This is a genomic window from Phycisphaerae bacterium, assembly GCA_018003015.1.
GTDB lineage: Bacteria > Planctomycetota > Phycisphaerae > UBA1845 > PWPN01 > JAGNEZ01.
In genome coordinates, this window is the sequence record JAGNEZ010000025.1 from 21,783 (window position 1) to 43,744 (window position 21,962).

General features: G+C 65.9%; 12 protein-coding genes. 7 read left to right on the plus strand and 5 right to left on the minus strand.

Features of this window, described 5'->3' with window-relative positions:
* The first annotated feature begins 197 nt into the window (after positions 1-197).
* The gene (locus KA354_12675) at positions 198-974 is read left to right on the plus strand and encodes a UvrB/UvrC motif-containing protein (protein ID MBP7935492.1); all 777 of its coding nucleotides are present in this window, start codon (positions 198-200) and stop codon (positions 972-974) included.
* 181 nt (positions 975-1,155) lie between these two features.
* Complete coding sequence (locus tag KA354_12680) at positions 1,156-2,784, plus strand: D-aminoacylase (GenBank protein ID MBP7935493.1); 1,629 nt, start codon at positions 1,156-1,158, stop codon at positions 2,782-2,784.
* Here the strand turns inward: KA354_12680 and KA354_12685 are convergent.
* Positions 2,781-2,939 (minus strand): hypothetical protein, encoded by a 159-nt coding sequence (locus KA354_12685; protein ID MBP7935494.1) that lies wholly within the window; start codon positions 2,937-2,939, stop codon positions 2,781-2,783. The two genes, KA354_12680 and KA354_12685, sit on opposite strands and share 4 nt — an antisense overlap.
* Positions 2,940-3,015: 76 nt before the next feature.
* The gene (locus KA354_12690; protein ID MBP7935495.1) at positions 3,016-4,389 is read right to left on the minus strand and encodes a Gfo/Idh/MocA family oxidoreductase; all 1,374 of its coding nucleotides are present in this window, start codon (positions 4,387-4,389) and stop codon (positions 3,016-3,018) included.
* Between the two features lie 328 nt (positions 4,390-4,717).
* Here KA354_12690 and dprA point away from each other — a divergent pair, with 328 nt between their 5' ends.
* The 3 genes from dprA to KA354_12705 all read left to right on the plus strand — a co-directional run bounded on the left by dprA (position 4,718) and on the right by KA354_12705 (position 10,917).
* Complete coding sequence (gene dprA / locus KA354_12695) at positions 4,718-5,881, plus strand: DNA-processing protein DprA (GenBank protein MBP7935496.1); 1,164 nt, start codon at positions 4,718-4,720, stop codon at positions 5,879-5,881.
* A 133-nt stretch (positions 5,882-6,014) separates the two neighbouring features.
* Positions 6,015-7,760, plus strand: coding sequence for a hypothetical protein (locus KA354_12700; GenBank protein MBP7935497.1), 1,746 nt, complete (start codon positions 6,015-6,017; stop codon positions 7,758-7,760).
* A 70-nt stretch (positions 7,761-7,830) separates the two neighbouring features.
* A complete protein-coding gene (locus KA354_12705) occupies positions 7,831-10,917 on the plus strand; it encodes a fibronectin type III domain-containing protein (protein MBP7935498.1) in 3,087 nt (1,028 codons plus the stop codon).
* A 56-nt stretch (positions 10,918-10,973) separates the two neighbouring features.
* On the opposite strand, the gene KA354_12710 is transcribed toward KA354_12705, so the two are convergent.
* Both KA354_12710 and KA354_12715 read right to left on the minus strand, forming a co-directional pair.
* The gene (locus KA354_12710; protein ID MBP7935499.1) at positions 10,974-11,528 is read right to left on the minus strand and encodes a hypothetical protein; all 555 of its coding nucleotides are present in this window, start codon (positions 11,526-11,528) and stop codon (positions 10,974-10,976) included.
* Positions 11,529-11,593: 65 nt separating this feature from the next.
* Positions 11,594-12,871 carry a Gfo/Idh/MocA family oxidoreductase gene (locus KA354_12715; protein MBP7935500.1) on the minus strand — a complete coding sequence of 426 codons (1,278 nt, stop codon included), beginning with the start codon at positions 12,869-12,871 and terminating at the stop codon, positions 11,594-11,596.
* A gap of 283 nt (positions 12,872-13,154) precedes the next feature.
* On the opposite strand from KA354_12715, the gene KA354_12720 reads away from it, so the two are divergent.
* Positions 13,155-18,212 carry a hypothetical protein gene (locus KA354_12720; GenBank protein ID MBP7935501.1) on the plus strand — a complete coding sequence of 1,686 codons (5,058 nt, stop codon included), beginning with the start codon at positions 13,155-13,157 and terminating at the stop codon, positions 18,210-18,212.
* Positions 18,209-18,508 (plus strand): hypothetical protein, encoded by a 300-nt coding sequence (locus tag KA354_12725; protein ID MBP7935502.1) that lies wholly within the window; start codon positions 18,209-18,211, stop codon positions 18,506-18,508. The genes KA354_12720 and KA354_12725 overlap by 4 nt, the downstream gene beginning before the upstream one ends.
* Positions 18,509-18,524: 16 nt before the next feature.
* Here KA354_12725 and KA354_12730 read toward each other — a convergent pair whose 3' ends face one another.
* On the minus strand, positions 18,525-21,818 hold the full coding sequence (locus KA354_12730; protein ID MBP7935503.1) for a hypothetical protein: 3,294 nt from the start codon (positions 21,816-21,818) through the stop codon (positions 18,525-18,527).
* Positions 21,819-21,962 lie beyond the last annotated feature (144 nt).

A 21,962-nucleotide genomic window follows, 5' to 3' on the forward strand; every position in this document is an offset into this window, starting at 1 on the left:
CAGGAACAGAGCTAACTCGGAAGACTGGTTGCTGTCGTGTTTATTGATGCGTGATGGCCCGAAGCGTTCGCGGAATCGTGGTTTCGCTGATTGAACGCCCCGGCTATCGGGCCTATGATTGAATGGGGAGCGCGAGTTCTAGGGTCTGACGAGGAATCAGGCCGTACTACCAGGCGTGAAGACGGGCAGGGTGTACCATGGCAGCCAAGGATCTCAAGTGGGTGACTGACGGCTGGCCCTATGTGTCGGGCCAAGTCAGCGTCCGCCGTGTCCGCGGCTCGGACAACCGCATCAAGATTCAGATGCGCGTGGACCTGGGCGTCCTGCAGATGGAGACGTTCGGGCGCCCGGACGGCAGTCGCCCGTACGACCACGAATCGCTTCTGGAGTATCACCGGGATCGACTTGAAGCCTCTCGGCGAGCGAACGGCAACGATCTGGGTTTCGCCCTGGACAGCGACGAGTGTCGCGACCTGCGCGAAGAGGCATTTCAGTACTACCAGCGTTACCTGGCCAATTTCGTGCTGGAGGACTACGAGGCTGTCGCGAGGGACACGCGTCGCAACATTGAGGTCCTGGATCTGTGCCGCACCTACGCAAGGGACGACGAAGACCGCTACTCCCTCGAGGCGTATCGGCCGTACATTGTCATGATGAACAGCCAGAGCCAAGCTCTCGGGGCTATGCGACTGGGCTCGTATCGCACGGCACTGAAGCACGTTGAGGCCGGGATGCGGGCCATTCGTGACTTCTTCCGGCGAGCCCGCCAGCCCAAGGCCTTCCGCGAGTCGAGCGAGGTTGAGGTCCTGCGCACGCTCCGGAAGGAGATTCTGCGCCGGCTTCCGGTGGACCCGACCCGGGTGGTGCGTCGCAAGCTCAAGAAGGCGATCGAGCAGGAGCGATACGAGGATGCGGCCCGCTATCGGGACCAGCTCGAAGCCCTGCTGGGGCACGACCGTCCGTCGGTCGAGTGAGTCCGCCGGCCCGGGGTTCCTGTCGCCCTCCCTCTCGCTGGACAAGGCATTGCCACGTGCTGACGCCGGTCGATCGTGCCGACCGGTCTTTCCTGACGCGTACCGACCATTTGACAGCCGAAGCACTTTGCCTGACAACAGCGCGTGCGACACCGGGCTGTCGTGAAGCGAGGGACGACGCATGCCGGCGGAAGGTGCTGTGCTGATCCGTAACGCCATGATCTACGACGGCTCGGGCCAGGCTCCCGACCGGGGCGAGATTGCGATCGAAGGCGACACCATCGCCGCGGTGGGGCGGTCGCTCGGTGTTCAGGCGGGTTTGGAGATCGACGCCGAGGGCCTGGCGGTAGCGCCCGGTTTCATCAACATGTTGAGCTGGGCCAACGAGTCGCTCATCCACGACGGGCGATCGCAGAGTGACATCCGGCAGGGAGTCACGCTCGAGGTGCTCGGCGAGGGCAGTTCCATGGGGCCGTGGAACAGCACGATGAAGAAGGAGGAGCGCGACCTTCAAGCCGACATCAAGTACGACATTGAGTGGACGACGCTGGGTGAGTTCCTCGATTACCTGGTTGCCCGCGGCATCTCCTGCAACGTGGCCTCATTCGTCGGGGCGACGACGGTGCGGGTGCACGAGCTCGGATATGCGGATCGGCCGCCGAGCCCGGTGGAACTGGAGCGGATGTGCAGGCTGGTGCGCAATGCGATGGCCGAGGGGGCGATGGGAGTTGCCTCGGCGTTGATTTACACGCCGGGCTTCTTCGCCAAGACCGACGAACTGATCGCCCTGGCGGGAGCGGCTGCCGAGTACGACGGCCTTTACATCTCGCACATTCGCAACGAAGGGGACAACATCATGGAGGCCCTGGGCGAGTTCCTGACGATCGCGAGGGAAGCGGGAGCCCGCTCGGAGATCTATCATCTGAAGGCTTCGGGCCGGGCCAACTGGGACAAGATCGAGGGGGTCTTCGAGAAGATCGAGGCGGCGCGGGCCGGCGGCCTGCAGATCACGGCGGACATGTACCCTTACCACGCCAGTTCGACCGGCCTGGACAGCATCATGCCCCCGTGGGTCCAGGAGGGTGGTCACCGGGCCTGGGTTGACCGGCTGAAGGACGCGGCGATCCGCAAGCGGGTCAAGCGTGAGATGCGCATTCCCAGCACCGGGTGGGACAATGGCTGGCTGTCTGCCGGATCTCCGGAGAACATTTTGCTGGTCGGTTTTCGTTCCGAGCGACTGAAACCCTTGGCCGGCCGGACGCTGGCGGAAGTGGCGGCGGCGCGGGGTTGCTCGCCGGAGGACACGGCCATAGATCTGGTCATCGAGGACGACAGCCGGGTTGGGGCGTCGTTCTTCAGCATGTCCGAGGAGAACATCCGGAAGGAGATTTGCCGGCCGTGGGTCAGCTTCTGTTCCGATTCCGGGTCGCTGGCCACGGAGGGGGTTTTTTTGAGGAGTCAGCCTCACCCGCGGGCCTACGGCGCGTTTGCCCGGCTGCTCGGGAAGTACGTTCGTGACGAGAAGTTGATTCCGCTGCAGGAGGCCGTTCGCCGGCTGACATCGCTGCCGGCGGAGAACCTGCGTATCCGGGGCCGGGGCCGCCTGGCACCCGGCTATTTCGCGGATGTGGTGGTCTTTGACCCGGCGGCGGTCCACGATCACGCGACCTTCCGGCAGCCTCACCAGTATGCCACGGGCATGGTTCACGTCCTGGTCAACGGCGTGCAGGTACTCAAGGACGGCGAGCACACCGGGGCCACGCCCGGCCGGGTGGTACGTGGCCCGGGATGGCGGCGCACGGTGTGCTAATGCTGGTGTCCCGGCCGATGGCCGCGGCGATGATGCACCCACAGGCCGATGAGGCCCGCGATGGCGACGAAGAGGACAATAGCCATGAAGATGATGGCCGCCTGCCGTGCGTCGATGGGCTCCAGGGGAGCGGGGTAATAGGGATAGAGAGGCATAGCCCACCTCCTCTCGCAACGTCACGTGAATCACCCACGACCCCGCGGACGCCGACAAATTCTAGGCCGGGCGAGTTCAGGCCTCCAGAATGCCCATGGGCGGGGTCGTCTTCCAGCGACCGCGGGTGAAATCGGGGAAGTCCGCCGGGCGGGAGCGGTTGGCGACCGAGCGGGCGGTGAGTTCGACCGGAGCGCTCCAGGCGGCGGCGTCGTAGACGTCCTGATCGGGGTACTGGCCGGTCCGGAGGGCCCGGATGAGGCGGAAGTCCTCGATGAAGTCCATTCCCCCGTGGCCGGCGCCCTTGGAGCGATCCTGCATGGTCTTCCAGAGCGGATGATCAAACTCCGGGCGGTACTTGTCGGCCGGTTCCCAGTCGTGGCCGTCGGTTCGGCCCTCGAGGTGAATCTGGTCGGGGAAGCCGCGGAAGATGCCCTTGGTGCCCTGGACGACGAGCAGACGGCTGTAGGGCCGGGGCAGGTTGGTGTCATGCTGGAGGAGAATCGTGAGGCCTTTCACGGTCTTGATCAGGGTAGAATTGACGTCGCCGAGCACGTACTTCTCCTTGCGCCGCGGGTCGTCGGCCGGGAGGTGCTCGGCCGCGTAGGCCTGCAGTCCCTTGGAGGGTCCGCTCATCGAGACGAGGAAATCGAAGCGGTCGCCGCGGTTGATGTTCATGTACTGGGCGACGGGGCCCAGGCCGTGGGTGGGATAAAGGTTGGCATCCATCTTCATGGCGTGGACCCGGCGCCAGAGGCCTTCACCTCCTTTACTAAACTTGATTCCTCTCAAGTCGTGCATGTAGCCGCACTCGGCGTGGAGCAGCTCGCCGAACAGGCCCTTGCGGACCATGTTCATGATCATCAACTCGCTGCGGTCGTAGCAGCAGTTCTCCATCATGACCGCGTGTTTGCCCACTTTCTCCGCGGTCTCGACCAGTTGCCAGCAACCCTCGAGGGTCAACGACGCGGGCACTTCCGTGGCGGCGTGTTTGCCGGCCTTGAGGGCGGCCACGCACACCGGCACGTGCCACTCCCACGGTGTCGCGGTGTAGACCAGGTCCAGTTCCTCCTGCTCGCACAACCGCCGGAAATCCTCCGGCCCCTTGGTGTACGCCGTCGGCTTGGGCTTACCCGCCTTGGCGCACATCTCCTGTACCCGGGCGGCCTTCTCGGGCACGACGTCGCAGACCGCCTTCAGCTCGACGCCCTCGATCTTGAGGAGGTTGTTGACGTGGCCGGTGCCCATGCCGCCCACACCGACGAAACCCACCCTGATGGTCTCGCGGGCTTTCGGGGCGGGAATGGTTGTGGCCACGCTCATCCGGGGCATCTCGGCGCACCCTTCGGTCGCCAGCGCGGCGAAGACCGTGCCCGCCGAGGCCAGGGCGGTGTTCTTGAGCAGATCACGACGGTTCAGGTTGACATTCGATTGGCCAGCGGATTGGTTCATCATCATGCATCCTTACGGAGGGACCAGCGATCGGGTGGGCATCGACACACCCATTCCGCACACAACCGGGGAGCCAGTGTACGAGACGATGGCCGGCCATGTAAAGACCGGCTGTGACCGGGCCCTCTCGACTTCGACGCGGGCTTGCCGGCGTGGAGCCCGATGTTCGGCGCCGGTCAGGGATCATCGCGGGCCCTGCCAACGGACCCGGGGGCAGGCTCAGTGGAAGCCGGGCGGCCGGTTCCGCCGCCTCTTCCATCGGATACCGGTGCATTCTATCATGGCGACCGCAGATCACGACCTGATCAGCCGGAAGGAGCCATCCTGCATGCTGGAGCATCCTCTCGCCCCATCGTCGGTCGCCTCATCGGCGGCGATCGAGCATCTGCGTTGGTCGCTGACGCCGGAAGTGGGACCGGTCCTGTTCGGGCGGCTGATTGAGTGCTTCGGGTCCGCCCAGCAGGCTCTCGTGACGTCGGCTGCTCAGCTGGAACGGGTGGACGGGATCGGGGCGACGACGGCGGACAAGATCGCGCGGGGGCGCGAAGCGGCCGAGGTGGAGGCGGAACTCGAACTGGCCGCCAGGCACGGGGTGCGGATCATCTGCCGGGACGACGCGGAGTACCCCCGAGCTCTGCTGCACATACCCGACCCGCCCATCTGCCTGTACGTTCGCGGACAGATCCAACCGGAGGATGCCGTGGCCATCGGGATCGTTGGCTCGCGGCGGTGCACCCTGTACGGACGCGAGCAGGCCAACCGGTTCGGTTATCAGCTGGGCTCGCAGGGAATCACCATCGTTTCCGGTCTGGCCCGGGGCGTGGACGGCGAGTCGCACAAGGGGGCAATCGCGGCCGGCGGGCGGACGCTGGCGGTGCTGGGCAACGGATTGAGCATGATCTACCCGCCGGAGCACCAGGACCTGGCGGATCGAATCGTTCACCAGGGTGCGGTGCTGAGCGAGCTGCCGATGGCCACCTCCCCGAACTCGGGCAACTTCCTCCCGCGGAACCGGCTGATCGCCGGACTGTCGCTGGGGGTTCTGGTCGTGGAGGCGGCCCGACGAAGCGGGTCGCTGACCACGGGGCGACTGGCCAGCGAGTACAACCGGGAGCTGTTCGCGCTGCCCGGCCGGGTCGATTCCGAGTATTCCCAGGGGACCAATGCCCTGATTCGCGATCAGCACGCCAAGTGCGTGACCTGCGCCGAGGACATACTCGAGGAGCTGGGCGAGGTAGGCAAGGCGCTCTCATCCGGGAATGGTATACCCGCCAACGAGGCGGCGGAGATCGCGCCGGCGGCGGCAGGACTCAAGCGGGAGGAGCAGCTCTTGTGCAGTGTCCTCAGCCGCCAGGAGCAATCCATCGAGATGCTGGCGGAGGCCACCTCGCTGCCCGCGGGCCGGATTGCGTCCATGCTGATCACCCTGCAGCTGCGCGGTCTGGCTCGGCAACTGCCGGGCAACCTGTTCGTGCGAGCGAGAGGTCGGTAGCCGTGCCCAGGGCATGATCGTGCCGAGGCCGCCAGCGAGCGGCGTTCGGGGCCGGCTCTTCCGGGCGACGGCCGAGTCGGTTTGGCGATCGATCGCCGGTCCCGTTAAGCTACCCGGGATGGCGTCCGCACCCTTGCAGCAAGCGCGTTTGCGGCTGACCGCCCGGGTGGGCGGGCAAGTTGTCGTCCGCTTCGAACTGGCCGAGGGGGCGCAACTGATCCTGGGGGCCTCCTCCCAGGCTGACTGCCCCTGCCCGGGTGAGAAGTACCTGAGTCGCCGCCACGTGGTTCTTCGTCCTCACGGCGGGCATCTCCAGGTCGAACGCCTGAGTGGTTCCGCCAATCCGGTGTTATTCAAGGGCGGTCACCATGATCGGTTCGTCATGGCGGACGGTGACTACTTCGTGATCGGGACCACGGAGTTTCACCTGGATGCGGCCGGTCTGGTGGACGCGCCCGGCGACGACAGGGCCGAGCTTCGCCCCCAGGAGCAGTTCACGCTCGGGGCTCACGAGCTGCGACTCACCGGCGACACCAACGACCGGCTCCGCCTGCTGGACCTCATGACCCTTCCGGAGATACTGCGGACTCGGAGCCGCAAGGAGTTCTACATCTACGCCTGCGGGGCTTTGCGGATGGCCACCGGGGCCCGCTGGGTCCAGGTGTTAGCGGTCGAGGATCATGCCCCGCGGGTGCTCTGCGAGGACGCCGGGCTTGACCAGGGTGCCCCGCGGGGGCAGAGCCGGGAACTGGTCAAGTTCGCGCTGGCGGAGGCCCCCCGCCCAGTGACCTACCGCTGGCAACAGAACGGTCGCGGCGAGCTGGCGGCCACGGTTTGTGAGGGAATCGACTGGGCGGTCTGCTGCGCCATGCCGGTCCCGGGCGAGACACCGGTCCTGTTCTACCTGGCAGGCTCGATGAGTGCGGCGGAACCCGGACTGGGCTCGGTACTCGGGCTGCGCGACACCGCACGTCTGGTCGGACTGGTGGCCGACGCGGTGGGACGGGCCCTGGCCATGTACAAGCTTGAGGACTGGCAGGCCAAGCTCGGGCACTTCTTCTCCGGCAAACTGGTGTCCAAGATCCTCGAGTCGGAGGACCCCCGTCAACTCGCCCCGAGCATCCGGCAAGCCACGGTGATGTTCTTCGATATTCGCGGCTTCTCGCATATCGCGGAAGGCAACCTGGCGCGGATCCTCGAGTGCCAGAGCGAACTCAAGCAGGTGATGACCGCCATGACCCAGTGCGTCTTCGACCATGACGGCGTGGTCATCCGGTACATGGGCGACGGCATCCTGGCCTGCTGGAACGTGCCCTATGATCTGGTGAACCACACCGAGCGGGCCAGCCTGGCGGCCCTACGCATGGTGGGGCTGATGAACGAGGTCTCGCCAGGCTGGGGCTGCGGCATCGGGCTTGGGGCGGGTGATGTGGTCGCGGGCTCGCTGGGATCGGAACAGGTCTACGCGTACGACATCCTTGGGCCGGTGGTCAACCAGGCCGCCCGCGTGGAAGGCATCACCAAGGAAGTGGGCGTGCCCATCCTGGTCACCGCGGAAGTGGCTCGAACGTTGGAGCCGGACCGGGTCATGACCCGTCGGGTCGCCCGGTTTCTGCCGGCTGGGGTGCAGACGGAGGTGGATCTTTACACGATCGAGGAGACCCCGGCTGATGCCGCCGCACGACGGGTCATCGAGCAGCGGCACGGCGTTCACGCCGAGGCCTTGGCCGCGTTCGAGCAAGGCGACTGGGAGAAGGCCTTTGATCTGCTTCACCCCATCGTCAAGGAGGACGTGGCGGCGCGGTACGTCTACACGCTGGCCCTGCAGCGGAAGCCGCCTCGCGACTGGCGGGGCGTGATCGAGATGACCCACAAGTAGGGCGTCGGCCGGAGAGCGGAGTTCCGGTTGGCAGGGCAAGATTGAGTCGTGGCGAACCGATAAGACAACCATGACGAAGCGAGCCTTGGGGCGGGTGCGATTGACTTGCGCCAGCATCGTGCTGGTTGGCCCATGGGCAGTATTGGCCCTGCCGGCGGGCGAGCTGCCGGACGGCCGGGGCGACCCGGCGGCGCTGCAGGCCGCAGTGCTGCTCGAAGGCTGGGTCGCGGCGGTGAACGCGGCCGGGGCGGAGGGCACGTCCGACTATCCGGACTGGGCGTTGACCGCCCTGCCGGCCGGCGGATCGTTCGACCGGGCGGAGGCCCGGGGGCAGGCGATCATCGCCTACCTGTCGCTGCCCGACGAGTTTCTCCTCTGCCTCACGGCCGCCCAGTGCGAGGTGGCGATACGGGCGAAGATCGGACTGCTTCGATCGATCGACGGCCTGACCGGCGTCGCCCTGTTCGCTCGACCGATTGGGAAGGTGGACGCCGACTACCGACCGCTGTCCGCCTACCTGCCGCCCCCCGAGCCGATTGTCAGGAAGGCCGAGTCGGCGGCGGTCACCGACGCGGACTCGACCGAACCGGGCGCGGCGATCTCATCCTCGGAAAAGGCGGTCGCCGCCGAGACACCTCGCACCGAGGCGGGCGGTCTCCCAACCTATAATCCGGGTCGACCGCAGGGAGCCTTGTCGGGCAAGACGGTCTTCCTGAGTCCCGGCCACGGCTGGCTATACAACACCACCTACAAGACCTGGATGACTCAGCGGGGCAACAACTACAACCTGATCGAGGACCTGAGCAACGGGGAGGCGGTCCTGAACCATCTGGCCCGCTACCTGCACAACGCGGGGGCCGACGTGTGGCCCTGCCGCGAACGGGACTTCAACACCAACATGGTCATCATTGACAACCAGGACGCGGCCCCGGCCTTCAGCGTCACCGGTTCCTGGCCGACGAGCACCGGAGCGGGCACCTGGAAGGGCGACCACTACCAGTATGGCACGGTCAGCACGACGGAGACCGGCGTAGCCACCTACCTCCCGAGCATCCCGACCGCCGGCTACTACGCGGTCTATCTCTGGACACCGTCGGCATCGAACCGTTCGACCGACGCGAAGGTCCGCGTTCGCCACGCGGGTGGCGTGACCGCCCACGCAGTCAACATGCAGCGCGACGGCAACACCTGGCGTTTTCTGGGCAGCTACTACTTCAATGCCGGGCGGGACGCGGCCCGCGGAGCGGTTGAGATTTCGAACCAGGGCTCGGATACCGGCAAGATCGTGGTGGCCGACGCGGTCCGGTTCGGCGGGGGCATGGGTGACTACGACGACGGCGGGGGCATCAGCGGCAAGCCGCGCTGGGAGGAGTCGGGCAAGTACTTTCCGGTTTTCATGGGCCAGCCGGACACCCCCAAAGGCAGCGTGGATTCCATGCCCCGCTACGCGGCGTGGGAAAGCGAGGACTGGGAAGACTCCATATACCTCTCATGGCACAGCAACGGTGGCGGCGGCAGTGTGCGCGGCACGGACGTCTACGTCTACGCCTCCGGGCAGTCACCGGGGGTCTCGGGCAGTTTCGAGCTGTTCGACGGCGTCCAGGGCAGTGACACGCTGGCCGTGCGCATCCTCGACGAGGTGATCACCGACATTCACGCCGGGTGGGATCCCGCCTGGATCGGCCGGAAGTTCGGTGCCTGGCTGGGCGAGGTCAATCCGAACAACAACGATGAGATGCCCGCCTGCCTGATCGAGGTCGCCTACCACGACAACCCGCTCGACGCCCAGTCGCTGGCCGACCCTCGGTTCCGCGATCTCGTATCCCGGGCGATCTACCAGGGGGTCGTCCACTGGTGGTACCGCGACCACGACGGGCCCTCGACCACGCCGATCGCCGTCGAGACGCTTTTGCCGGAGCCGCCGACGCACCTGGCCGTCCGCCATACCAGCCCCGGCACGCTGCGGGTCAGTTGGCACGCCCCGCCGTCCAACAACGGCGACCATCTGCTGGGGGATCCGGCCACCGGATACCTGGTCTGCCACAGCACCAACGGGTTCGGCTTCGACGACGGCGCGCCGACCGTCTCGACCACCCTAGAGTTTACCGGGCTGGCGCCGGGCACGATCCACTTCTTCCGGGTCATCGCCACGAACGCCGGCGGCCAGTCGTTTCCCAGCCCGATCGCCGGGGCCATGGTCGCCGCCGATGGGGCTGCCCCGATCCTGGTGGTCAATGGCTTCGACCGGCTCGACCGGGCCATGATGCTGGTCGAACGCGATCCGGTGAGCGGCAAGGACCTGCTTCGCGAGCGGCTCGACCGGATGAACGACTTCGGCTACATCCGCATGTTCGCGGCCGCCGTGGCGAGCACCGGGAACGCCTTTGACTCCTGCGCCCACCAGGCGGTGCGCGACGGCGATGTGCCCCTGGTCGACTACCGCCTGACCATCTGGGGATGTGGCCGTCAATCCGAGGCCGATCATACGTTCGATGCCGCCGAGCAGGCCCTGGTTGCGGCCTACCTGGTCGGCGGCGGGCGGCTGTTCGCCTCCGGAACCGACATCGGCTGGGATCTGGATGCCCGCAATCACGGGGCCGCGTTCTATCACGACTACCTGCGAGCCACGTTCTCGGCCGACGACGCCGCGACCTACAGCGTTACCCCGGTCTCCGGATCCCTGTTCGACGGCGTCGGAGCGTTCGCCTTCGACAACGGATCGACCATCTACAACGCCAAGTCAGCCGACGTCATCATTCCTCGAAACGGGGCGACTGCGGTGCTCACCTACGTCGGCGGCAACGGCGAGGCTGCCGGCGTATTCTACGACGGGGCGTTCAAGGTAGTCACCTTCGGGTTTCCGTTCGAGACGATCACCTCGGCGGCCACACGAACGGCCGTCATGCAGCGAATCGTCGAGCGACTCCTGGTTCCGTCGTGTACCCAGAGCCCTGATCTGGACAACGATAACGACGTGGATCAGTCGGACTTCGCCCTCCTGCAGGCGTGCTACAGCGGGAGAGGCGTCACCCAGTCCGACCCGGCGTGCCTCTGCTCGGATCTCGACAGCGACGGGGACGTCGACGCGAACGATACGACCATCTTGCGCCAATGCATGTCCGGCGCGGGCATCGCCTGGGACTCGAACTGCAGATGACCGCGGTGTCTTCTCTTCTGACCCGCCGGCACCCCACCGGCCCAACCCGCGATCCCCTACGCCTGCCCGCCCTGCTTGGCCTTGCGCAGAAACTTGAGCAGCTCTTTCGCGTTGGCCTTGGCCATGTCGCTGGCCCCGTGCTGAATCGGGGACTCGCTCACGCCCTCGACGAACACAACACCCACGGCCTCGCCGGTGGAGTTGTCGGCCAGCGTGACCAGCCAGTCGAGCCGGCCCTCGCCGCCGATCATGCCCTTCTCCTTGAAGAACCGGCACAGAACGTTGATCTTGAGCGCTCTGCCGCCGCCGGGGAACACTCTGCGGACATCCTCCCCCGCGAGCGTCTCAGCGAACTCGCGACGCACCTTCGCGAGCATGCCGCTGTCGCAAATCGGAGGAACGTCGGTGGTGACGTCGCCGGGCAACAGCGTGTCGTAGACCGCCAGCCGCGAGGGGCTGAAATCGCCGTGGATCAGGGTCGCATCCGCATCCGCCCCCTTGACCGCCTGGAAGGCCATCCCCGCCGCGTGACCCACCATCTGCACATTGCTGCAGCCGGCCGCAGCAAGCAGCAACCCTCCCGCCAGAACCACCGCCATCACACGCATCATCGAGCTCCTGTACCTTCGAGACCCCGAAAGAAAGCCGCCAGACGTCATGAACGCGAGCATTCCCGTCAGGTCAGCGACCACGGCTTGCGCATTGGCCGGACCTTGCACATCGCGTTCGCCTGATCGTCGTCGGCGAATCGCTCCGCCTTCGGATCCCACCTGAGCTTCCGCCCCAGCTTGATGGCGATGTTGGCCAGGTGGCATACCGAGGAGACGCGGTGGCCGATGTCCACCGGGAAATACGGATCCTTGCGGCTCTTGACGCAGTCGAGGAAATCGCGGTGCTCACCGGCCGGATTGGCGGTCACCCGAAACTCCTCCGGGCCGATCTTGGCCTTGGCGATCTCCGGTGAACTCGCCTCGAGGGGTGCGTCCCAGCCGGTGTTGCCCACCCAGCCGTCGGTCCCGGTGAACCGGATGCTTGGATTGCCCGGCTTGCAGGTCATGACCACCCCGCTGGCGTAGCGGTAAGTGACGTCGTACTCCTTGACCGTATCATACAACCCCCCTTCCCAGTAGGTGCCCTTGCCCTCGATCTCCGCTGGTCCGCTCCGCTCGACATCCAGGGCGTACTGGGCGGTATCGAACAGATGGGTACCCCAGTCGCAGATGATCCCGCCGGAGTAGTCCTGGATCCACCGGAAGTTGAAGTGGACGCGGTCCTTGTTGTACGGGGCCTGAGGGGCCGGGCCGAGCCACATGTCGTAGTCGAGCTCGGGCGGCACCGGCTGCGGCGTTGGATCACCGGGCGAGGTCGGCTGCCTCGGCAACACCACCTCGACCTTCTGGACCTTGCCGATCCGGCCGTTGCGGACCAGCTCCACCATCCGGCGATAGACGCCCAAGGAGCGGTCCTCGGTACTGGTCTGGAAGACCTTCCTGTTCTTGCGGACAACGTCGACGAGGATCCTGCCCTCGTCGATGGTCAGCGTCGGCTTCTCGCACTGCACGTCCTTGCCCGCCCGGACGGCCATCACGCTGATCAGCGTATGCCAGTGATCGGGGGTGGAGATCATGACCGCGTCGATGTCCTCGCGAGCCAGGACCTCGCGGAAATCCCCGGTCATCGCGCAGTCTTTGTTGCCGTACTTCTGGTCCACCATGGCCTTGGCGTTCTTCATCCGGTTGGAGTCGACGTCGCAGACCACGAGCACGCGGGCATCGGGCTGCCTGAGGTATTGCACCAGGTTGCGGTCCGTCCCGTGCGAACCGGTCCCGATGAAGCCCACGGTGATCTTGTTGCTGGGTGCGTCCTCTCCCCGCAGACGAGAAGAGACGATTGTCGGAAAGGCCACTGCCGCGGATGCCGCCCCGATGAACCTGCGTCGAGACATGGTGTCCATGCTGCGCATCTCCTTCCGGCAAGGATGTTCCGGCCGGACCCCTGCGATCACTCGCCGGGCCGAGCCCATCATGTGGGAAACCATGCTACGGCGGGAACGGCGAGCCGTCGAGTCTGACCCGCCGGCGCAAGCCTGGTCTTCGCGTGCCTTGACGCTCACTCCACGCCACGCTCTACTGGCTTCCAAGCCTCGCTCCGGCAGCGCCCTTCGTGGGACCGCTGGCGACAAGGCCCCCTGGCTGTAACCATCGGCCAAACCCCAGGCAATCTCGAAAGGACGCTCCATGAATACCCGCAGTGCTTTGACAGGCAGCCTCTCCGCCTTCTTGCTCGTGGCTTCGTGGGCTCCAGCCGTATCGGGCGCGGACTTCATCTGGATCGAGGGCGAGCAGACCAACACGGTCAATCTGAAGCCGGACATCAACGGGAGCGGGCGGCCGCAGCTCGTTTCCGACGGCCGGTGGCTGACCGTACACCTGGACCCGGGCGAGATCGAGAAGCAACTGCCTGCCGAGGGGGCGCTTCTCTCCTACGTGTTCACCGCGGAGCAACAGGCCGCCTACACCCTCTGGGGACGCATCGGCTACGAGTTCGCCCGATCGCCCTTCGACTGGCGGATCGATGGCGGCCAATGGAATCGAATCGCCCCGGACACCGTCACCACCGACCTGACCGAACTGAGCTTCTTCACCGAGGTCGCCTGGCTCAAGTTCGGGCCGCAGGACCTGGCCGCCGGCAACCACACGCTCGAGATTCGGATCCGGTCCCACAAGAACGGAAAGGGCGAGCTCCAGCGTGTACTCTTCGGGCTCGACGCCCTCTGCATCACCCGCGGTGAGTTCTTTCCCAACGGCAAGTTCAAACCGGGCCAGGAATGGCGCGACGAGCGCGACCGCAAGGCCGGCCAGACGGTGTTCGAGCTGCCCGAGGCTCCCAGGAACGGGGAGCAGACGGCCGTCGCCCTCAGCGGTTTGTGGGAGATCTGCCGGCACGACGAGGACCTGCCGGGCAAGGTGGCCGAGCCGATCAAGGAGCGGCCCGATCACCCGTTCTGGCGGGCCATCGAGGTCCCCGGCGACAAGAATTCGCTTCGCGAGGACATGATCTTCGCCCACCGCATCTGGTACCGCACTCGGGTCAACGTTCCCGAGTCTCAGAAAGGCCGGTCGTTCTACCTGCTCTTCCCGCAGAATAACCTCAACACCACGGTCTACGTCAACGGAGTGCTCTGCGGTTTCGCCAAGCACCCCTACGCCCGCTTCCAGATCGATGTCACGAGAGGCGTCAAGACCGGCATCAACGAGGTCTGGGTCGGCATCCGCGACGCGTGGTACGGCTACACCGCCAGCCCGACGAACCCGATGAAGCTGCGGCGGGCGTTCAATTTGCCACTGCAGTTCTCGCGCAATGGCTTCCAGGACTTGTCCTATCCGGTCTGGGCCGCGTTCCAGTCAGGGATTCTGGTGACGCCGTCGCTGGTCTCGGCCGGCCCGGCCTACGTCTCCGATGTCTTCTGCAAGCCCTCGGTCGCCAAGATGGAATTGGCCCTGGAGGTGACGGTGAGCAATCCGTCGGCCGGGGACATCGCCGGCCAGGTGGTGTGCGAGGCCGTCGAAGCCAAGAGCGGCGCGGTGGCCAAGACCTTCGCTCCGCTGCCCTTCCACGCGCCGGCCGGCAAGGAACAGGTGCTGCAGACAGTGGAAAAATGGGAGAAGCCCAAGCTCTGGTGGCCGGACGAGCCGAACATGTACGTGCTGCGAGCGACCGTCAGGATCGGCGATGCGGCGGCCGACGTGGCCAAGACCTCGTTCGGCTTCCGTGAGTGGGGCGTGGACGGTAAGCACTTCACGCTCAACGGATATGTTTGGCACGGCTGGAACATGGGCATTCCCGGGACCACGAAGGAGGAGTACCTGGCGAGCTACCGCAAGCTGCACCAGACACAGATGCGCATGGCCGGCGCCGCCCAGGGTGGCAACCGCCCGTTTTTCGGCATGTCCCCGGACGAGGCCCTCGATTGGTGCGATCAGAACGGTGTGGTCGTCCGCCGCTGCGGCCCGCTGGACGGCGAGGCCATCGGCTACTTCGCGGTCGAAAACGACCCGGAACTGCGGAAGCTGCACAACTCCGAGATCAAGATGGACCTGCTGAACGAGTGGCGTGAGCAGATGGTCGCCCAGGTCAAGGGTGAGCGGAATCACCCCTCGGTTCAAATCTGGTCGATCGAAAACGAGTGGCTGTACATCAACTGCATCAACCTCTACGGTGGGCTGATGGACCAATTCGAGGCCCAGACCTACAAGACGGCCGAGGCGGTGAAGGCGGTCGATCCGACCCGCCCGACCATGGCGGACGGCGGCGGGGCGGGCAAGGCCCAGGGCATGCCCGTGCACGGCGATCATTATGTGGCCGACGCCGACCTCACCCGCTATCCCGCCCTGGCCTATGCGGCCAATGTCACCGGCGGCGGGCGCGGGCGATGGACCTGGGATCAGAAGCGGCCGCGGTATCTCGGCGAGGACTTCTACTACACCGGGAACCACCCCGAGCTGTCAACCGTCGGCGGCGAGGTCGCGTTCGGCGGCAAGAGCGTCACGCTCCAGGCCTGCGGGCTCATGCTCCAGATCCTCCAGCAGGGCTACCGCTGGGCGGACTTCGGGGCGTGGAACTTCTACTGCGGCGAGAACGACGCGGATAACTCTCAATGGAAGTATATGGCTCCACGGGTGGTCCTCTGCCGGCAGTGGGACTGGTCGTTCGCCTCCGGACAGCAGGTCAAGCGGACCTTGGCCATCTTCAACGACACCCACGACGCCGACCCGATCGAGTTCGCGTGGAATCTGGAGATCGCCGGCCGGCCTATCGCGGGGGCGAAGAAGGAGTACGCCGTCACCCCGGGCGGGCGGGCCGAGTTCGAGTTGACCCTGCCGATGCCCAAGATCGATGCCCGCCAGGAGGGGCGTTTCACGCTCACGCTCTCCGTCAAGGGGACCGAGGTGTGGTCGGACAGCGAGGCGGCCTCGGTATTGCCCCCACCTGCGGTGAGCAAGGACGTAGCGTCGTTGGGTGCGAACGGCCTGTGCGTCTACGACCCGGCGGGATCGGTCAGGGCGTTCCTCACCGCTCGCGGCATCGCCTTCAGCACGCTCAAGGACCTCAGGAAGCTGCCCGATTCCGCGAAGGTCCTGCTGATTGGCAAGGATGCCCTGGATCCCGCCGAGAGCACGTCGAGCCTGCTGGCCGCCTGGGCCTCCGCCGGCCGATGTGTCATCGCCCTCGAGCAGGACAACCCGCTCAAATACCAGGCCATCCCCGCCGAGATGGACGCTGCCACCAACGAGGGGCGGGTCGCATTCGCTGAGGACCCCGGCCACCCGGTCTTTGCCGGCCTCGCCCAGAAGGACTTCTTCACCTGGTCACCGGACGAAATCATCTTTCGCAACACCTACAAGAAACCGGTCCGCGGAGCCAAGAGCCTCATCCAGTGCGGCCAGCTGCTCGCGAACTCGGGGCTGGTCGAGGTCCCCGCGGGCAAGGGTCTGCTGCTGCTGAGCCAGATCGTGATCGGCGAGAAGCTGGCCGACAATATCGTCGCCCAGACGCTGCTGGAGAACTTGCTCGCCTATGGTGCGGCCTACAAGCAGGTCTTCCATCCGGTTGCCGCGGTGGTCGGCGAGGGCACACAGTTGGCCCGGGCACTCGACGCCATGGGTCTTCAGTACACCCGGACGGCCGATCCCCTGGCCGCCCTGACCACCCCGGGCGGGGTCGCGGTGATCGATGCCAGCCCCGCCAACCTCAAGGCCCTGGCCGACAACCTGGCCGCAGTGGAGCAGTTGACCGGCAGCGGCGGCTTCATCATCTTCAATGGCCTGGGGCCCGAGGGGCTGGACAGCTACAACAGGATCGTCGGCTTCGAGCACATGATCCGGCCGTTCAAGCGTGAGCGGGTAGTCTTCCCGGCCGTCCGCGACCCACTCACCAGCGGTCTGACCACCGGCGACGTGGCCCTGTACTCGTCGCAGAGGATCTTCTCCTGGACGGAGGGCAACTACGTCGTGTCCGACGCCTTCAGCTACGTCGTGGATTACGACGAGGTGGCTCCTTTCGGCCAGTCGCCGTTCTTCGCCTACGACAACATTGTCAACGGCTTCACCAACGCCGACGGTTGGCCGCTGATCATCAACTTCGAACTGAACAAGGACAACTCGCCGTTCGACGTGCCGATCACACTGCCCAAGGCCCAGACCATCGCCGAGTTCACCTGGATCGGGAACACCAACTACTACCCGCAGACCAAGGTGAACCTGATCTTCGACGGCGACAAGGCGAGCATGGTCTCGTACGACGTGAAGCCGACCGGCGATCCGCAGACGCTGCCGGTCAACCCGCCGCGCATCGCGAAGCAGATCACCGTGCAGATCGCCGGCTGGCAGGAGAAAGCCGGCTCGCGGCCGCTGATCGGGATCGACAACATCTTCTTCAAGGCCGCGCGCCCAGCCGAATTCCGCGAGAAGGTCAAGCCGATGCTCAATGTCGGCGGCATGGTGCATTACATCCGCGGGCCAGGCGGCATCGTGCTGTGCAACCTCAAGTTCCAGGACAAAGAGGAGGTCCCCGCCAACGCGGTCAAAAAGCAGAACATTCTGGCGACGATCCTGCGCAATCTCAAGGCCCCGTTTGCCGGCGGCAAGTCGATCATCGCGGGTGCCGGCCTGGACTATCAGCCCATCGATCTGGCCAAGCAGGCCACGCAGTACCGGGACGAAAAGGGCTGGTTCGGCGACAAGAACTTCACCTTCCGCGACATGCCGGTTGGCAAGCAGACCATGGGCGGCGTGCTCTTCGACATCTACGAGTTCCCCACCTCGCCAGTGCCGACGGTCATCATGCTGGAAGGCTCAGGCGTACCCAACCAGTTGCCGAAGGAGGTCCGGGGGATTCCGGTCAACCGCAAGGCGGATGCCCTGTTCTTCCTGCAGGCCGCGAGAATCGACCAGCGCACCAACGACCAGCAGCGCCGTGATAAGAAGCATTTCGAACTGTTCCGATACGTGATCCGCTACGCGGACGGCAAGACGGAGCAGGTCCCGGTGTACTCCGAGATCGACGTCGAGGACTACAAGCAGGAGGGCAGTCCCAAGGCCGTCCCGGGCGCTCAGATCGCCTGGACCCGGCAATACCCCAACTCGTCCTTCTGGGCGGTCGCCTACAGCAAGCAGTGGAACAACCCCCGGCCGGACGCGGCCATCTCGACGCTCGACGTGGAGTACCCGAAGGAGCGTCGCGGTGTGCCCGCGATCCTGGCGATCACGGCGGCATCAGCGGTGGAGAGCAAGTGAATCATGCGCCACCACAGCAACAGGACGTCCCCAACACCGGCGACGCCCTCATCGATGAAGTCCGGCGGCTACGGCGAGAAGTCTGCAGCCAGTGTAGCAACGATGTGGACCGACGCTGCGACCATTTGCTGGAGGTCCAGCAGGACTATGCAGCCCGCCGTGGCCCGTTCGCGGCGGTGAACCACGAGGCGGCCGCCGCAGTAGCAGCAAACTGGGGCGAGCAACACGTTCGTGAAGCAGCACCATCGAACCCGGGCCAGCACCTGGACGGCGCCAACCGGGCAGGGTCCGGTTGATTCGCAGTATTCTCGTCTACTTCACCTCAACGCTGGCCGCACTCTCCAGCCGCACCGGTCCGATCAACCCTGACTCGCGCGGCGCCTCGTCCTTCTTCCACAGCCGCCAGCTGGTGAAGGTGTACCGGCCGGTTGGGCTCGGCTTGCCCTCTTGGAGCCACTTGGGCCATGCCTTGAGCGTGCCGTCCGGATTGCGGGCGCTGTCCTCGGGCAGTTGCTCGTCGCCGATCATGCGGTTGATCCACAGGTTGACCACTCTGACCTCCAGGGTATTCTCACCGGCCTTCGCGACCTCGCTGATATCCACGCGATACGGCGGCTTCCAGAGCGTGCCGAGCGACTTGCCGTTCAACGTGACCTCGGCCATGACCGCCACCTTGCCGAGATCAAGGTGCAACCGGCGATCCTTGGCGAGCAGATCGGCCGGGACGGTAAACGTCTTGGCGTAGGTGGCCGTCCCGGAGAAGTACTTGATCCCGGCATCGCTGTTGTCCGTCCAGGACGCGAGCTTGTCCAGCGTCACCTTCTCGGGCGGGCCCCACTTCGGCGGGAAGCGGAGCTCCCACGGCCCGGCGATCTGCTGAGCCACCGGCAACGCGGGAACCGTCACCTGCCTTGTGGCACCGGACGCGGTCTTGATCTCGTACTTGCCCGGCTGCCAGGCCTCCGCCTTCAAACCACCGTCCACCCCGGCAGCCAACGTGATGATCTTCTGCGAGGCGGGAGCTGGCGGAGCCAGATCGATCAGCTGGGGATCGGTGCCTGTCGCGGTGTATGACTCGTCGCCGGCCGTGCAGTCTACGACCAGCGTCTTGACCACGCCGAACGCCGGATCATCGCCCTCGGCCATGCGGGCCACGACGAAGCTGGTTTGGCCGGCGTCCACCAGCTTCTGGGCCTTGGCGGTCACGTCACGGGTCCGGGCGGCGTCGCCGGGCGGTCCATAGTGAGCCTTCGTGACGACGATCCTCTTCGGCGGAACGGTCGCCAGCGAGATGATCGGTTTGCCGTCGCGCGAGACGGCCACCGCGGCATCGCCCTTCTGAGCGGCCTTGCGGAACACCACAAACACCGATCCGCTCGGTCCCAGGGGCAGCAAAACGCGCGTGCCCCCATCAACCTCGGTGAAGACCGAAGCTGATTCGATCCGGCCGGAGTCCGGCCACCAGAGCTCCGGCGCCTTGCCCTTCACCCGGAACGTGCCGGTAACCGCCACATCGCGCGGGTGGGCGTTGGCGACGAAGTAGATATCCGTCTCGTCGGCGGCACGATGGATGTACCGGATCCCTGGCCCGCCGATGAAGTCCGGGGCCACGCCGTCCGCGGCCAGCACCTGGTCGGGGGCCATGCCCCACACCGCGCGGCCCTTGCCGTGGTGATGCTCCTTGACTGTGGTCCCGCTGCCGTCGCCCCACAGCTCATCCGCCAGGCGCTTCAGCTCGCCGTCGCATGCCGGGTAGTCGGTCAGACCCGGCGTCTTCGGCGGGCGCGGCCCGACGACGGTTGCGCCTGCCTGAACCAGTTCGCTGATCTTGCCCAGGAGCTTGACGGTCATCGGCTGCCCGTCGGGCAGAACCAGTGCCCGGTAGCTCATCCCATCCGGCAGCACGATCCGCCCGTTCTTGACGGCCATACGCGTGAGCACGGCCTCGGCGGAACAGCCGTCGTAGTCATAAGAAGAAGGAGCATGCCCGGCGAGTCCCTGCGGCGACGCCTCCGGCTGCAGGTAACACAGGTCGGCCACGAACAGCCCCTGCCGAAGGAGGAACTGGCACCGGGCCAGATACTGGTGCCACGCCGGCGTCCAGTCCCACCAGGTCGAGGTCCGCTCGTAATGAAGCCCCCACGGACCCATGGTCATGCCCGGCACGCGATCAAGCCACGGCTGCATAGCGTAACGATGGAACACAAACCGGCTGATGCCGTCGCAGAAGGCGCGATCGCCCAGGGCCTTGATCGAGCCCGGCCACTCCTGCCATCGCTCGCTGTCGTTAGCGGTGAAGGCTTCCGCGCCGAGGATCGGCTTGCCGTAAATGTGGGCGGCCGAGGCCATTTCCTTGATCGTGTTGAACGCCCCCCCGCCAATCCAGAACTCGCACATCGGCTCATCGGCCCGCCCCGCGTAGGGAAGGTCGTCGGTCGGCCCGCCGTAGGCCTCGATGGACAGCTTGAGCCCGTGCTTCCGGGCGAGCGTCCGCATGTGGTCCGCGTAGTTCTCGACAACCAGGTCGGAGATGGTCTGCCGCAGATCCCACAGGAATCGCTCGGAGATCTCCAGGCTGTCAATCACGCGCCCTCCGTAGGTCGGCAGGAACGGCATCATGTCGTAGCCGCGGCGGGCCTTGAACTCCTCCCGCATGCGGGCGGTCCAGTTCTGTGAGCCATTCTCCCAGCTGTCGATGTGGGTGGTCACCAGGGTCTTGCCGGCCGCCGGCCCCACGTCCGCGATCAGCTTGGCCATCATGCCGGCGAATGCCGCCTCGATCCCCTCCTTGCTGAGCTTGTCGCATTCCAGCCCGCGCCCGGTGGCCGGCGCGGGCGCATTCTCGACACCGGTGCAGGTGTGGCCGTAGCGGACAATCGTCCACTTGCCCGCGGGCACGTCCCAGGCGAGCTTGCCGCCCCTGTCCATCCTGGCGGTCAGATCAACGATGCGCTTGCGATGGATGACCATCTCGGCGGGCAGGTCCTTGACGACCGCCGGCCCCACCCCACCGACCTCATAGCCGGCCTTGACCTGGATGCCCTCAATGCGATACGCCCCCGTGGCCGGAAACGCGAGCACGGCGATGTCGCGATAGTAGCCGGCCACGGCCTTCGGCTGGGCGAGCAGGCCTTCGAACACCTTCCCGCCTTCGACGTCCACCTCGGTCCAGACCACCTTCTGCATGGCCTGCTCCGGTCGGATCCACGGCCCGCCGCTGCCGTTCCACCCGGCGTCGTCGTTCATATTCACTTCAAGCCCCAGCCGCTCGGCCTCGGCTACCACGAACTTGAACAGCTCGCGCCACTTCGGGCTCATGAAGTCGATCGGCCCGACCGGCGCCCCCTGGTCCACTTCCATGATCAGCACGCCGCCAATTCCCACCCGCTTCATGGCCTCGAGATCAGCGGTGATCCCTTCCGGGGTGATATTGCCATTCAGCCAGAACCAGTACACCCATGGCCGAGCGGAATCCGGCGGGCGCAGGAAACCCTGCTCGATGTCCGCCCCCGTCTGGGCGACGGCGACACCGGCGACAAGAACGAAGGCCAGCAGTGATCCGGCCAACTTGACCGCACCAGCGGCAAACAGGCTTCGACTTCCCATGCTCGCGCTCCCTTTGGACTGAGTTTGACCAGGTGGTGGAAGCAGCCGTACGGCGTCCACGCTCCAGAAGGTAGCCGAGCCCGAGACCGGGTGCAATCGCCGACGACTCGGACGTCGCTCGTGCAAGCCGCGAGCGGCTACACC

Coding starts and splice junctions, on each gene's coding strand:
- KA354_12730 (MBP7935503.1), bottom strand. CDS start 21,818: ATGGGAAGTCGAAGCCTGTTTGCCGCTGGTGCGGTCAAGTTGGCCGGA.
- KA354_12705 (MBP7935498.1), top strand. CDS start 7,831: ATGACGAAGCGAGCCTTGGGGCGGGTGCGATTGACTTGCGCCAGCATC.
- KA354_12675 (MBP7935492.1), top strand. CDS start 198: ATGGCAGCCAAGGATCTCAAGTGGGTGACTGACGGCTGGCCCTATGTG.
- KA354_12690 (MBP7935495.1), bottom strand. CDS start 4,389: ATGAACCAATCCGCTGGCCAATCGAATGTCAACCTGAACCGTCGTGAT.
- KA354_12685 (MBP7935494.1), bottom strand. CDS start 2,939: ATGCCTCTCTATCCCTATTACCCCGCTCCCCTGGAGCCCATCGACGCA.
- KA354_12710 (MBP7935499.1), bottom strand. CDS start 11,528: ATGATGCGTGTGATGGCGGTGGTTCTGGCGGGAGGGTTGCTGCTTGCT.
- KA354_12680 (MBP7935493.1), top strand. CDS start 1,156: ATGCCGGCGGAAGGTGCTGTGCTGATCCGTAACGCCATGATCTACGAC.
- dprA (MBP7935496.1), top strand. CDS start 4,718: ATGCTGGAGCATCCTCTCGCCCCATCGTCGGTCGCCTCATCGGCGGCG.
- KA354_12715 (MBP7935500.1), bottom strand. CDS start 12,871: ATGGACACCATGTCTCGACGCAGGTTCATCGGGGCGGCATCCGCGGCA.
- KA354_12720 (MBP7935501.1), top strand. CDS start 13,155: ATGAATACCCGCAGTGCTTTGACAGGCAGCCTCTCCGCCTTCTTGCTC.